The organism is Pseudoroseicyclus sp. H15, from assembly GCF_054353345.1.
In genome coordinates, this window is record NZ_JBTHJE010000005.1 from 381,536 (window position 1) to 394,990 (window position 13,455).

Here is a 13,455-nt window from a genome sequence, read left to right on the forward strand (position 1 = left end):
ATGGACCGCGCGATCAGCGCCGAGGCGCAGCCAGAAGACGAAGACCGTGCCCTCCGGCCCGAGCGGCTGGCCGATTTCATCGGCCAGGCCGAAGCCCGCGCCAACCTCTCGGTCTTCATCGAAAGCGCCCGGCGGCGCGGCCAGGCGATGGACCATACGCTGTTCCACGGCCCGCCCGGCCTGGGCAAGACGACGCTGGCGCAGATCGTGGCGCGCGAGCTTGGCGTGGGCTTTCGCATGACGTCCGGCCCCGTGCTGGCGCGGGCCGGCGATCTCGCCGCGATCCTCACCAATCTGGAGCCGCGCGATGTGCTCTTCATCGACGAAATCCACCGGATGAACCCGGTCGTCGAAGAGGTGCTTTACCCCGCGCTTGAGGATTTCGCGCTCGATCTGGTGATCGGCGAAGGGCCGGCGGCGCGCACCGTGCGCATCGACCTGCCGCCATTCACGCTGGTCGGCGCCACCACGAGGCTCGGCCTGCTGACGACGCCGCTGCGCGACCGCTTCGGCATCCCGACGCGGCTGAACTTCTACGGGGTGGACGAACTCTACCAGATCGTCAGCCGCGCCGCCCGCCTGATGAACACGCCGACGGAAGAGGCTGGCGCGCGAGAGATCGCCGCCCGCGCCCGTGGCACTCCGCGTATCGCCGGGCGCCTGCTGCGCCGCGTCGCCGATTTCGCCCTGGTCGAGGGCGATGGCAGCATCACCCGGGCCGTGGCCGACAATGCGCTCACCCGCCTCGGCGTCGATGCGCTGGGCCTCGACGGGGCAGACCGGCGCTATCTGCGCCTGATCGCCGAAAGCTATGCCGGCGGCCCGGTAGGGGTAGAGACGCTCTCTGCCGCGCTGTCGGAAAGCCGTGACGCCATCGAAGAGGTCATCGAGCCCTTCCTGCTGCAGCAGGGCCTGATCCAGCGCACGCCGCGCGGCCGGGCGCTGGCCATGGCGGCCTGGCGACACCTCGGGCTGGAGCCACCGGGACAGGCCGCGCTCGACCTCTAGCTGCAGACCGCCTCAAAACAGCTCCACCGGATTGGCGGCGGGCGGCGGCGCGGGGCGGACTGGGCGCAGCTCTTCCTTCGCATCGCCGCGGGGCACGAGCATCTGCCGCGCCTCGCCGGCCCAGGGCTCGAACCGGATGCGCCGGGCGGAATCGCCGCCGACGCTCTCGGCCAGGCACTGAATGCCCTCCGCCGCCAGAAAACTGCGGATGAAGGCGATGTTGGAATCGCTGACATAGGAGAAGCGCTGGGTGATGCGCCCGGCGCCGAACACCTTGGCCGTCAGCTTGCTGCGCATGGCACCCTTCTTGATCATCTCGTTGATCAGCAGCTCCATCGCATGGGTGCCCTGCTTGACGTCGCTGGACGAGCCGGCGCCCTGGCTTTCAGGCAGCAGAAAATGGTTCATGCCGCCGATGCGCCGCTGCGGCTCATGCAGGCAGACGGCGATGCAGGACCCGAGCAGCGTGTTGATGACGACGGCGGGGTCGTCTGACACATGGAACTCGCCCTGGAAAATTGTGACGGCTTTGCCGCCAGTTGCAATGTGGCTCATGCGTTTGCTCCCCGTGCTGGTGAGGCGGCGGCTGATTTGAGGATGGCCGCGGCGATGCCGGTGATCGGCACCTGCTGGCAGACGGCGCCGCGCTCGAACGCCACCCGCGGCATGCCGTAGACGACAGACGAGGCCTCGTCCTGCGCCAGCGTCATGGCGCCGGCGCGCCGCAGCGCCAGCAGGCCCTGCGCGCCGTCAGAGCCCATGCCGGTCAGCAGCACGCCGACGACCTTGCGCGCCTTGGGCACGGCGGAGTGGAACAGCGCGTCGACCGAAGGGCAGTGCCCGCTGACCGGCGCGTCGTGGCTGAAGCGCAGCGTGGGTGCGCCGCCTGATGCAAGTTCCAGATGTTTGGGCGTGCCGGCGGCGATGATCACGCGGCCGGGCCGCATCTCAAGCCCCGGCTCGGCGGGGCACACCTCGGCGGCACAATTGCGGGCCAGCAGCTTTGTCAGGCTCTGGCCGAAGCCCTGGCCGGTATGCTGCACGATGGCGGTGGGCGGGCAATTCGCCGGGTAGCCGGCCAGAATGCGGATCAGCGCTTCGATACCGCCGGTCGACGAGCCGATCAGCGCGAGCTTCCCCCATTGTGCGCCGGCCGCCGGCAGCGGCGACTTGACGCTCGCGACATGCTTCGGGTTGCGGATGACTGCGCGCACCTGTTCGAGCACGCGGCGCGGCGACTCGTCGATATCCAGGCAGAACAGCCCGGAGGCGCTGCCGGCGACCACAGACCGGCCCGCGCCCCGATGCGAGCATAGCGTCAGCCAGCGCGTGTCGATGGCAGTGAACAGCATCTGCAGCGCGCGAAATTCCGGCAGAATGGCGAGTGCGTCGTCGACAATGACGAGCGCGGGCTCAATCTCTTCCGTCAGGTTGAACGTGTCGCGCAGCGTGTGGCCCTCGCTGATCTTGGCCTCGATCTGGCCCTCCAGCAGCTGGGAGAGCCGCGCGCGCCTGGCCCTGTCGGGGCTGGCGATGATGATGTGAACAGGTGACATATCGCCCCGCGATGCCGGAGTTCATGGAAGGGGAGGGCCGCGGGCGGCCCCCACCCGAGGTCAAAAACTCTGCCAGATGCCAGCCTGATCGTTGGTGCCGGCGATGGCGGCCTCGATGGGCAACGGCTTGATTTCGGCCTGCGCGCTATGGCCAGTCAGCTCACGCGGGCCGCGGGGCGCCTCGTCGGGATCCTCCGACGGAGGGTCGGCGCGCTCGGGCGCCTGCATATCCCACCTGTCGGTCGCAGGGGGCGACCCAGCCTCCTCGGCGAAGGCGTCTGCATCGCTGTGCCACAGGTCGGCGCTGCCGCGGCGGGTGACGAAGCGCTGCACCAGCCCGCTCAGGTTCTGCGCATCCTGCTTCAGGATGTGGCTGGCTGCGGTGGACTGCTCGACCATCGCGGCATTCTGCTGTGTGACCTGATCGAGCTGGCCGACGCCGGTATTGATCTCGCCCAGGCCCGTTGACTGCTCGACGGCGCCAGAGGCGATCTGGCTGATAAGCTTGGAGATATTGGCCACCCGTTCAGCAATGGAAGCCAGAGCCTCCCCTGTCTTGCCGACAAGCTTCACCCCGGTTTCCACCTGCACCGTCGAGCCCGAGATCAGATCCTTAATCTCCCTCGCGGCGTCGGAGCTGCGCTGGGCCAGAGCCCGCACTTCGCTGGCAACTACGGCGAAGCCCTTGCCCGCCTCGCCGGCCCTGGCCGCCTCGACGCCGGCGTTGAGGGCGAGCAGGTTGGTCTGGAAGGCGATATCGTCAATCACGCCGATGATCTGGCTGATCTGCTCGGACGAGGTCTCGATGGCGGTCATCGCCGAGACGGCGCTCTGCACGATCTCGCGAGATTGGCGCGCTTCGTCCGTCGCTTCGCCCACGACATGCTCCACCGACTTGGCGTTGTCGGCTGCGGCCACGACAGAGGTGGTGAGCTCGTCGAGGGCGGTCGCCGTTTCTTCCAGCGTGGCGGCCTGCGTTTCGGTGCGCGACGACAGGTCGTCGGACGCCTGGCTGATCTCGACCGCGCCCTGGTTGATCGACCCCGCCGTCTCGACCACCTGGTCGATCACAGAGGCGAGGTTGGCCAGCGTGCGGTTGAAATTCTCGCGCAGGGCCTCGTATTCGGCAGAGAAGGGGCTGTCGATGCTGGCCGTCAGATCCCCCGCAGCAAGGCCGACGAGACCTTCGGAGAGGGCGGCGACAACCGCCGCCTGCTCGGCCTCGCGCTTGGCGCTGTGCTCGCGCACCTCGTCGGCCTGGGCGAGCCGGTCGCGGAAATCGACCAGTTCGCGGGCGATCTCGCCGATCTCGTCGCCCCGGTCAGCACCTTCCACCTGCGTGCGGTAATTGCCCTCGCTTATGGAGGACATGGCCTCCCGCACCCGCGTCATGCCGCGGGTGATATAGATCACCCCGCCATAGATGATTGCGCAGATCAGCAGGCTCACCCCGGCTGTCGCCGCAATGAAGAGATTGCGCAGGCGGGCAACGGTGGCCAGAGCCATCGCCTGCTCTTGCTCGGCCATGACGACCCAGTCCACACCCTTGAATTCAAGACGTGCCGCATAGGTGAGGACCTCGTCGTGATGCAGCCCGGTCAGGCCTGCCTCAACCTTGCCTTCACCCTCCGAACTGGCAGCCCGGATCACGCCGCTGACCTCGTTGTCGGCAGGCAGGGGCTCGAGCAGGTTGAAATCGCCCTCTGCGTCGCTGTTGCGGAAGGTGAGGTCTTCGCCGATCAAGGCCAGCCTCACACCTTCGGGGCGACCAAGTGGATCGCCGATCATGGTGTTGATCTCGGAGATCGAGAGCTGAATGGCGATGACACCGATGAGCGAGCCGTCAGCCGCGCGAACCTGGGTGGCGAGAAAGGCCGCCGCCTCATCGTTGCTCGGCGCGTATCTGGCGAAATCGGCGAAGTATGCGCGCTCGGCCTCGCCGCTCATGGCAGCTCGAAAAACCTCGCCGAGGCCGCTGTCGGCATAGGGGCCGGTCTCGATATTCGTGGCGAAGTCCGGCTCTTTGGCGACGGAATAGATGACGTCGCCGACCGTGTTCAGCAGAAAGATGTCGTAGAACCCCCGACCATCCAGCTCTGAGCGCAGGCCAGGGTGGAAGGCGGCATGGTTGAGATTGTAGGCCGTCGGGGCCTCGCCCCGCAGCATGTTCTGCCGTTCGCCCGCCTCATAGACATTCTCGGTGATGTAGTCGCGCTGCAGCGAGTCTTCTGCCGTCTCACCAAGGGTTTGGAAGGCATTGCCGAACCGCTCTATCGCTGCCGCCGTCGAGGGGCTGCTGGCCAGAACCATGAGGTCGGTCTCCATCGCCTCCAGCCAGTTCTCGATGTCAACGCGGCGTTGCTCGACGATGGTCTTCATGGTCTCGCTGGTGACGTCGATCGCCGCCGAGCGCAGGGTCATATAGCAGACGGCGCAGAAGAGGGTCATCAACGCCAGGGTGAAGGCGCCGATCGCCAGGGGGATCTTCACGGCAATTTTCGTGTTCTTCATCATCTTCGATCCTTCACCGATGCCCGGCTCGAACGCGCGGTTCGCAGGCCCCGCCTGTGAGGGCGGCTATTTTCCAGTGTCGGCGCTTCTGGCGCCTGTCCGGCGAGCCGGACGTCAGAACAGCTCGATGGCCTCCGCGGCCTGAACGGCGGGGCCCCTCGATTGCGCCTCACCGGCCAGGCGAGCGGCGAGGGCGTGCAGCGGCACCCCGCCGAAGGCGGCGGCGGCGTCGATGCAGTAATCCTCCGGCAGGCCGTTCATGGCAGAGCGCAGAAAGCCGGCGACCGCGAGAAGGCATTGCGACAGCGTGTCGAAGCTTTGCAGCGTCTCCAGATCGTCGGCGCCGGCAGAGCTGCGCCTGGCCAGCGCGTCGATGACGATCTCCTCAAGGTCGCGCAGCTCGCTGTCTGCACGCTGCAACTCGTTCGCGACATTGCCGAGGATCTCGCGCAGGGGGTGGACATGATCCTCCATCGCCTAGAGAGGCCCCACGACGCGTTCGATGCAGGCTTTCATCTGCGGCGTGGTGAAGGGCTTTTCGATCAGGTTGTTGAGGCCGAGCTGCTGGCCGGTCTGCACGATTTCTGGCGTGGCGCGGCCCGTGACGAGGATGAAGCCGATCTGCGCCGTCATGCGGTTCTGGCGCAGGGCCTGCAGAAGCTGCAGCCCGTCCATCTTCGGCATGTTGTAATCCGACAGCACGAGATGCACGGGGTTGGCCGCCAGCTTGCTGAGCGCGACCTGGCCGTCATTCTCGGCGTAGTTGTGCACGATCCCCAGCTCATCCAGCGTGTTGGTAATGATCGCCCGGCTCGTCGACATATCGTCGACCACCATGATTCTGAGCGAGTCCTTGAGGCTCATGTGTTCAAGCTCCTTGGCTTCGGCTCCGCCGCCCCGGCGCGCCGCCTGTAGGAGGTGATGCCAGAGTTTTCATAACAATTGCTCACCTCGCCCGAGAGACGCTCGGAATGGCCGATGAACAATTCACCCCCCGGCGCGAGAACGCTGGTGAGTTTCGACCAGACCTTGGCCTGCGTCGGCTTGTCGAAATAGATCGCGACATTCCGGCAGAAGATCGCATCGAACGGGCCCCGGAAGGGCAGATCGTCCATCAGGTTGAGCACACCGAACGTGACAAGGCCGGTGACGCGTGCGCTGAGCTGGTATTGCCCCGGGCGGGGTTGGCTGCATTCGGCGCGCATGTCGGCCGGCATCGATTCCCATTCCTCGGCCACGTAGGTGGCGGCCTTGGCCTTGGCGATGATGACCGGGTCGATATCCGTGGCGAGGATCTTGATATCGAGCTTGCCCGCTTCAGGGCAGGCGCGCAGCACGCTCATCGCCATGGAATAAGGCTCCTGCCCCGAAGAGCTGGCGGCCGACCACAGGCGAACCCGGCCCCGCTTGCGGGCGCGTTCGACCAGTTTCGGCAGGATTTCCTTCTCCAATCGTGTGAAATGATGGGCCTCTCGGAAGAAATGCGTCGTATTGGTGGTGAGGGCGGTGAGAAAGTTCAGCCGCTCATCCTCCCATTCCGGGCCGTGCAGCATCGCGACATAGGCGGCGAAATCCTGCAGCCTGTATTCGCGCAGGCGCCGCGCCAGGCGGGAATAGACAAGGCTGCGTTTCGATGCCGTCAGATGAAGGCCGAAATGCTGATAGGCCAGATTTGCGATTGCCGAGAAATCGGCATCCGTCAAAACGAATTCCCGCCCCGCTGGAGGGGGCTGCACGGGCGCGGCGTGGGTCATGGCGGGCTCAGGCGACTGCGCGCGAGAAGGTGCCGGTGATGAACCGCAGATCGAGGATGCGCGTCATGTCATCGGCCAGCGAGATCACGCCCTGGATCGCTTCGCGCGTGGCTTCCGACTTCACATCGGGCGTCGGCAGCAGCTGATCCTCGGTGACGGAGAGGATTTCCTGCACGGTCTCGGCGAGCAGACCGAAGAGGTTGTCATCCATCGCGACGACGATCACGACATTGCGCTCGCTGGGGTCGGTGCGGCCGAGGCCGAGGCGAGAGGCCATGTCATAGATCGGGATGACCGCGCCGCGCAGGTTCATCACCCCCAGCACGCCGTTTGAGGCATGGGGCAGGGGGGTGACGGGCTGCCAGCGGCGGATCTCGCGGATCTGCTGGATGTCGAGGCAGTAGTTCTGCCCAGCCACCGTGAACGTGACGAACTTCAGCTCCTTGCCGGAGATCGCCTTCGCCGAATCTTCACTCATCGAAAAACTCCATGGCTTGCATGTGGGAGACGCCGCCTTCGTTGCGGCGGCCGGCGATCTGGGCGACGCCGTCCGGGTCTATGATCAGGGCGATCTTGCCATCGCCGAGGATGGTGGCGGCAGAGACGCCGGGAATGTCACCGAACGAGCGGTCGAGGCTTTTGATCACGACCTGGCGCTGATCGTGGATGGCATCGAGCGCGAGGGCGCATTGGCCGCGCTGCTCGGTTTCAACCAGGATCAGCACCGAGTTGGTGAGCGGGCGCGACTGGCCGTGCATGCCGAGGCTGCTAGCAACGTCGATGATCGGCACATAGGAACCGCGGATCGAGAGGACCTCTTCATCGGCGCCCACCTTATGGGTGTCGCTCTCCGTCGGACGGATCGTCTCCAGCACCGAGGCGATGGGAACGACCATCGTCTGCCCCTGCACCGAGACGACCATGCCGTCCATCACCGCCAGCGTGAGCGGCAGGATGATGGTGAGCGTGGTGCCCTTGCCGGATTCCGACGTGATGGAAACGCGGCCGCCGAGCGCCTGGATGGCGTTGCGCACCACATCCATGCCCACACCTCGGCCCGAGAGGTTCGACACCTCGGTGGCGGTGGAGAAGCCGGCGGCGAAGATCAAGTTGTCGATCTCGGCATCGGAGAGTTCGGCGCCCTGCGGCACCAACCCCTTGGCGATGGCGATCTCGAGGATCTTGGGCCGGTTGAGACCTGCCCCATCATCTGCAATCTCGATGAAGATCGAGCCGGAGCGCTGCGAGGCCGACAGGCGGACCTCGCCCTCCGGGTCTTTCCCCACCTCGCGCCGCTTCTCGGGCCGTTCGAGGCCGTGGTCGATCGAGTTGCGGATCATGTGGGTCAGCGGGTCGGACAACCGCTCGATGACCGTCTTGTCCACCTCGGTGCCCTCGCCCACGGTGACGAGACGGGCCGATTTGCCAGTGGCGGCGGAGGCTTCGCGGACGATGCGGGCCATGCGCTGGAAGAGCGGCTTCACCGGCTGGGCGCGGATCGCCATGACGCCTTCCTGGATCTCGCGGGCGAGGAGTTTGTAATCCTCCAGCTCGACCTCGACATCGGCGCCCTTGGGCAGATCGAGCTCGGCGATGCGCTGGCTGAGCATCGCCTGGTTGATGATGAGTTCGCCGACCGTGTTGATAAGCCGGTCGACCCGGTCGAGTTCCACCCGCAGGGTGGCGCGGTTCTGGGCCGAGGCCTTCTTGCTCTCGTCTTCGCGGCTGCGGGCAGCGGGCGGAGGCGGGGCTTCGGGAGCCGGGGCGCTGGGCGACGCGCTCGGTGACGGCAGGGGGGGCAAGCTGGGGGCGGAGGCGGCCTCTTCAGCGCCTGCCTCGGTGATCTCCAGCGTGCAGAGACCTTCGACGAATTCGAAGATCTTCTCCACCGCGGCGCGATCCGACTCTGTCTGCAGCTGCATCGACCACTTGAGGTAGCATTCTTCGGGGTCGAGCTCGTCGAAGGCGGGCAGCTCGTCGGCCTGGGCCGTGACTTGCAGGTCGCCCAGCTCGGCCAGGGCGCTGATGAGCAGCATCGGCTCATGGCCATTGGCGATCAGCGCGCGGTCGGGCTGGAAGCGAATCTCGAAGCTGCGCTGCACCGCGGCCGGCGCGAGGGCGAGGGCCGAGAAATCGAGCGTCATGGGCTGGAAGCCGCCCGGAGGTTCGCCCGGCGCGGCGGTGGCGCCCGCAGGCTCGTCCGGCTCGTCGAGATAGCTCTGCAGCTCTTTTAGCGTGGCGTCGCGCGGGACAGGGTCGATCTGAGTCTCGTCGCGGGCGGCCTCGACCAGGGTTGCGAGCTGGTCGCCCGCGCGGAAGAGGATCGCCACGAGTTCGGGCGTAACGGGCAGCCGCTCGGAGCGGACCTCGTCGAACACCGTCTCGAACGTATGCGCGAAGGAGACCAGATCGGTCAGGCCGAAGGCGCCCGCGCCGCCCTTGATGGAATGCACCGCGCGGAAGACGGCGTTCACCGTCTCTGAATCGTAGGAGCCCTCGTCGATGATGCCGAGGCCTTCCACCATGGCTTCGAGGAGCTCTTCGCATTCCTCGAAGAAGGTATCGCGGATGGAGGGTTGCGCAGCCATCTTATGCCGCGTGCCCAGTAAGGCGCTTGAGCACCGAGATGAGCGAGGCATCGTCGAAGGGTTTGACGATCCACCCCGTGGCGCCGGCGGCGCGGGCGCGGGCCTTCAGCTCGTCGGAGCTTTCCGTTGTCAGCACGATGATCGGCACCTTCGTGGCATTTGGCCCGCGGCGCAGCTCGTCGATGACGCCGTAGCCGTCGAGATTGGGCATGTTGATGTCGGTGATCACCACGTCGGGGCGCACATTGGGGAAGGCATCGACGCCGAGGCGCCCATCCTCGGCGCAGTGATATTCGAAGCCCGCATTCTCGAGCGACATGCGCAGGAGATTGCGGATCGTCCGCGAGTCATCGATCGCCAGAACCTTGGTCATGCTCAATTGTCCTCAAAATCGAATTCCGCCGGGTCGAGGCCCGACAGCGTCAGCCCCTGCATGAAGGCGTCGCCGGCCCCCCTGAGACGCAGCGATGCGCCCGCGGCACGCCACTGGCGGCTGGCGCTGACCAGCATCTGCAGGCGTTGCGAATCGCACAGGCCCACATCGGACATGTCGATCACCGCGCTGCCGCCCGACGCCTCCTTCAGGAAGCTGTACAAGGGGTCGGCCCCGCTTTGGGCGCGCTGAGGTTCCATCCGGTGGGTCTGGCCCATGTCGGTCACGTCGCATTCTCCCGGCTGCCGCATCGAGTGAGCGCCCGGGACGACACCCCGCTTGCGCTGACATCCCGCATAGGGTCGGTGATTTAAGAAATGGTTCTTGGCAGCGGAGCGAGGGCGACAAATCTGCCGGGCCGCGGGGCGTCGCGCGCCTTTCCATTCCCGGCCCGAGGCGCGAGGATGGCGGCATGGCCCACCACTTCACCACGCGCGTCTATTACGAAGACGTCGATCTCGGCGGCATCGTCTATTACGCCAACTATCTGCGCTATATCGAGCGGGCCCGCTCGGAATGGGTGCGGGCGCTGGGCATCGACCAGCTGGCGCTGAAGGCGGAGGGCATCGTCTTCGCGGTGCGCCATATCGAGGCCGATTACCTGATCCCTGCGCGCTACGACGACGTGCTGGAGGTTACCACCGAGCCGCTGGAGGCGCGGGGCGCCCGCGCCGTTCTGCGACAGGAGGTGCGCCGCGGCGAGGCGCTGCTTTTCGCCGCCACCGTCACCATCGTGGCCATCGGCCCGGCGGGCGCACCGGCCCGGCTGCCGGCCGCGCTGCGCGAGGCGGCGGCAGCTAAGACGAACTGACGGAGCGAAGCACAGCAAAAACGCGCCTGTGACCGTGGCAACGTTGGATTTCCCCGCGCGCCTGCGCTAGAATCACCGCCAAACGGCCCAACAGACGGCCGAGGCAGAAAGAGCAGAGCATGGATATCGCCACCGATTACACGATGTGGGCGCTGTTCGCCCGCGCGACCCTCATCGTCAAACTGGTGATGGTTTTGCTGGTGGCCGCGTCAGTCTGGTGCTGGGCGGTGATCATCGACAAGCTGGTGCAGTACCGCCGCGCCCGGCGCGAGGCGCAGGTCTTCGACGAATCCTTCTGGTCGGGGGAGCCGCTCGACGGGCTCTTCGATCAGATCGGCACCAATCCCGCGGGGCAGAGCCAGAAGATCTTCGTGGCCGGCATGCTGGAATGGCGGCGCAGCCACCGTCAGGATGGCGGGCTCATCGCCGGCGCCCAGGCGCGGATCGACCGCAGCATGGATGTCGCCATCGCCAAGGAGGCGGCGAGCCTGCAGCGCGGCCTGCCGGTGCTGGCCACGGTGGGCTCCACCGCGCCGTTCATCGGCCTCTTCGGCACGGTCTGGGGCATCATGAACGCCTTCATCGAGATCGCCGAGGCGCAGAATACCAACCTCGCCGTCGTGGCGCCCGGCATCTCCGAGGCGCTGCTGGCCACCGGGCTGGGCCTGCTCGCCGCCATCCCGGCGGTCATCTTCTACAACAAGCTTTCGGGCGACGCCGACCGGATCATCGCCGGCTACGAGGCCTTCGCCGACGAATTCGCCACGATCCTCTCGCGCCAGCTGGACAGCTGACATGGGCGCCGGAGTTCAGAAGAAGGCCGAGGGCGGAGGCGGGCGGCGGCGCAGGCGCGGCCGCGCCGTGCCAATGGCCGAGATCAACGTCACGCCCTTCGTCGACGTCATGCTGGTGCTGCTGATCATCTTCATGGTGGCGGCGCCCCTGATGACCGTGGGCGTGCCGGTGGAGCTGCCGGAGACGGCGGCGGGCGCCCTGCCGAGCGATCAGGAAGAGCCCCTGACGGTGACGATCACCGCTGATGGCGAGGTGCTGATCCAGACGACTGAGGTGCCGGCGGAGGAGCTGATCCCCCGCCTCGCCGCCATCGCGGCGGAGCGCACGTCGAACCGCATCTTCCTGCGCGCTGACGGCGCCAATGCCTGGGCGCGCGTCGCCGAGATCATGGGCGCGCTCAATGCCGGCGGCTTTACCAACATCGGCCTCGTGACCGATACCGGCGGGCCGACGCTGGGCGGCGAGCCTGGCGGCCTGGGGGCGGGGGCAGGCAGCGGCGCGGCCGTGCCGGCCGATGTCGTGCCGGGTTCAGGAGCCGCGCTGGACGGCTCGGACGGGTAAGGCCGGGCATGAGCGTCGGCGGATATCTCTCAGGCGCCGGCCATGCCGCCCTGATCGTCTGGCTCTTGGCCGGATGGGGGCTGGATCACGAGCCGATGGATTTCGAGGTCGCCGAGGTCTCGATGGTCTCGGCCGCCGATTACGCGGCCATCGTCGCCGCGACCACGCCGCAGGCCCAGGCCGATCTGCCGCCCGCGCCCGAACCGCCGGCGGTCGAGGAAGAGGCGCCTCCGGCCCAGCCTGAGGCCGAAGAGCCGGTGGAAACCGCCGAGCCCGAGCCGCAGCCTGAGGCGCCGGTCGACGAGGCACCGCCGCCCGAAGCCCCCGAGGCGCCGGCAGAGGTGACCCCGCCGCCGCAGGACATCCCCGATCTGCCCCCGCAGCCCGACCCGGAGCCTGAGCCGCAGCCCCAGCCGGCCCCCGAGCCGGAGCCGGAGCCTGCCCCGAGCGACTTGCCCGTGCTGCCGCCAATCCCCGATGCCGAGCCGGAGATCACACCGGATCAGACGGTCGTCGCCCCGCCGCCGCAGGCCGAGGCGCCCGATGTCTCGCTGCGCCCGCAGCCGCGCCCGGCCGAGCGCATCTCGCCCGAAGCGGCGCCGGAGACGGAGGCCGCCGAGGCGCCCGAGGTGCAGGAGGCTGTCGAGCCCGAGGCGGAAACGCCGGCCGAGGTGGTGGAGGAAGAGCCGCAGGAGGCCACCGCGCCGCCAGAGGCCGCCCCCGAGATCGTCACCGAGGCAGAAGAGCCCTCCGGCGCCGTCGACAGTGCCATGCGGCCGCCCTCGCGCCCCGCCAACCTCGGCGGCAGCGCCGGCTTCGCGCCCGAAACCGAAGCGCCGGAGACCGAGACCGCCAGCGACAGCGCCGACAGCGAGGCAGATGCTCTGGCCGAAGCGCTGGCGGCGGCCACCAGCGGCTCTGCCGGCGCCGACACCGGCGCAGCGGCGGGCGGATCGCAGCCGCTGACCGCTAGCGAGCAGGATACGTTCCGCGTCGCGGTACAGGGCTGCTGGGTGCTCGACCCGGGGTCGGAGGCGGCGAGCGTGACCGTGACGGTCGCCTTCGGCCTGACCCGCGAGGGCCGGGTGGAGAGCAACCAGGTGGTGATGATCGGCAATTCTGGCGGCACGCCGAACGCCGTCAACTCCGCCTTCGAAGCCGCGCGCCGCGCCGTTCTGCGCTGCCAGGGCGAGGGCGGCTACCCGCTGCCGGCCGAGAAATACGACAGCTGGCGCATGGTGGAGATGACCTTCAACCCCGATGACATGCGCACGCGATGACAGGCGACCGTCTGCCCGCGCCGGGCACGCTCTCGCCCTCCCACCCCGCGCGCCCGGCGCTTGTGTGGCGCGAGCCTGGGGAGGGTGGTGTTGGTGGAGAGGTTGGAGGGGGGCTGTCTGCCCCCCGTCGCCGTGCCGGCGACTCCCCCCGAGGATTT

The 13,455-nt window shown here is 67.6% G+C and carries 14 protein-coding genes and 1 pseudogene; 5 read left to right on the plus strand and 10 right to left on the minus strand.

Annotated elements, in window-relative coordinates; translation table 11 throughout:
* A complete protein-coding gene (ruvB, locus tag ACXN5S_RS12625) occupies positions 1–1,008 on the plus strand; it encodes a Holliday junction branch migration DNA helicase RuvB (RefSeq protein WP_458605789.1) in 1,008 nt (335 codons plus the stop codon).
* A gap of 12 nt (positions 1,009–1,020) precedes the next feature.
* Here ruvB and ACXN5S_RS12630 read toward each other — a convergent pair whose 3' ends face one another.
* The 10 genes from ACXN5S_RS12630 to ACXN5S_RS12675 all read right to left on the minus strand — a co-directional run bounded on the left by ACXN5S_RS12630 (position 1,021) and on the right by ACXN5S_RS12675 (position 10,068).
* A complete protein-coding gene (locus ACXN5S_RS12630) occupies positions 1,021–1,563 on the minus strand; it encodes a chemotaxis protein CheD (protein WP_458605790.1) in 543 nt (180 codons plus the stop codon).
* Positions 1,560–2,564 carry a CheB methylesterase domain-containing protein gene (locus ACXN5S_RS12635; RefSeq protein ID WP_458605791.1) on the minus strand — a complete coding sequence of 335 codons (1,005 nt, stop codon included), beginning with the start codon at positions 2,562–2,564 and terminating at the stop codon, positions 1,560–1,562. The genes ACXN5S_RS12630 and ACXN5S_RS12635 overlap by 4 nt, the downstream gene beginning before the upstream one ends.
* A 60-nt stretch (positions 2,565–2,624) precedes the next feature.
* Complete coding sequence (locus ACXN5S_RS12640) at positions 2,625–5,075, minus strand: methyl-accepting chemotaxis protein (protein ID WP_458605792.1); 2,451 nt, start codon at positions 5,073–5,075, stop codon at positions 2,625–2,627.
* Positions 5,076–5,189: 114 nt separating this feature from the next.
* Positions 5,190–5,549 (minus strand): hypothetical protein, encoded by a 360-nt coding sequence (locus tag ACXN5S_RS12645; protein WP_458605793.1) that lies wholly within the window; start codon positions 5,547–5,549, stop codon positions 5,190–5,192.
* Between the two features lie 3 nt (positions 5,550–5,552).
* On the minus strand, positions 5,553–5,939 hold the full coding sequence (locus ACXN5S_RS12650) for a response regulator (RefSeq protein WP_458605794.1): 387 nt from the start codon (positions 5,937–5,939) through the stop codon (positions 5,553–5,555).
* Positions 5,936–6,829 (minus strand): CheR family methyltransferase, encoded by an 894-nt coding sequence (locus ACXN5S_RS12655; RefSeq protein WP_458605795.1) that lies wholly within the window; start codon positions 6,827–6,829, stop codon positions 5,936–5,938. The genes ACXN5S_RS12650 and ACXN5S_RS12655 overlap by 4 nt, the downstream gene beginning before the upstream one ends.
* 7 nt (positions 6,830–6,836) lie before the next feature.
* Entirely contained in the window at positions 6,837–7,307 is a 471-nt protein-coding gene (locus tag ACXN5S_RS12660; RefSeq protein WP_458605796.1) for a chemotaxis protein CheW, read from the minus strand.
* Entirely contained in the window at positions 7,300–9,417 is a 2,118-nt protein-coding gene (locus tag ACXN5S_RS12665; RefSeq protein ID WP_458605797.1) for a chemotaxis protein CheA, read from the minus strand. Before ACXN5S_RS12665 ends, ACXN5S_RS12660 begins: the two co-directional genes overlap by 8 nt.
* A 1-nt stretch (position 9,418) precedes the next feature.
* Complete coding sequence (locus tag ACXN5S_RS12670) at positions 9,419–9,790, minus strand: response regulator (protein ID WP_458605798.1); 372 nt, start codon at positions 9,788–9,790, stop codon at positions 9,419–9,421.
* Between the two features lie 2 nt (positions 9,791–9,792).
* Positions 9,793–10,068 (minus strand): STAS domain-containing protein, encoded by a 276-nt coding sequence (locus tag ACXN5S_RS12675; protein WP_458606050.1) that lies wholly within the window; start codon positions 10,066–10,068, stop codon positions 9,793–9,795.
* 194 nt (positions 10,069–10,262) lie between these two features.
* Here ACXN5S_RS12675 and ybgC point away from each other — a divergent pair, with 194 nt between their 5' ends.
* The 4 genes and pseudogenes from ybgC (at position 10,263) to ACXN5S_RS12695 (ending at position 13,297) form a co-directional block, all read left to right on the plus strand.
* Positions 10,263–10,661 carry a tol-pal system-associated acyl-CoA thioesterase gene (ybgC, locus tag ACXN5S_RS12680; protein WP_458605799.1) on the plus strand — a complete coding sequence of 133 codons (399 nt, stop codon included), beginning with the start codon at positions 10,263–10,265 and terminating at the stop codon, positions 10,659–10,661.
* Positions 10,662–10,780: 119 nt separating this feature from the next.
* Positions 10,781–11,455, plus strand: a complete 675-nt coding sequence (gene tolQ / locus ACXN5S_RS12685; RefSeq protein ID WP_458605800.1) for a protein TolQ — start codon at positions 10,781–10,783, stop codon at positions 11,453–11,455.
* A 1-nt stretch (position 11,456) separates the two neighbouring features.
* A pseudogene (locus tag ACXN5S_RS12690) lies at positions 11,457–11,927 on the plus strand (ExbD/TolR family protein); the annotation flags it as partial.
* A gap of 98 nt (positions 11,928–12,025) precedes the next feature.
* Positions 12,026–13,297 (plus strand): hypothetical protein, encoded by a 1,272-nt coding sequence (locus ACXN5S_RS12695; protein WP_458605801.1) that lies wholly within the window; start codon positions 12,026–12,028, stop codon positions 13,295–13,297.
* Positions 13,298–13,455 lie beyond the last annotated feature (158 nt).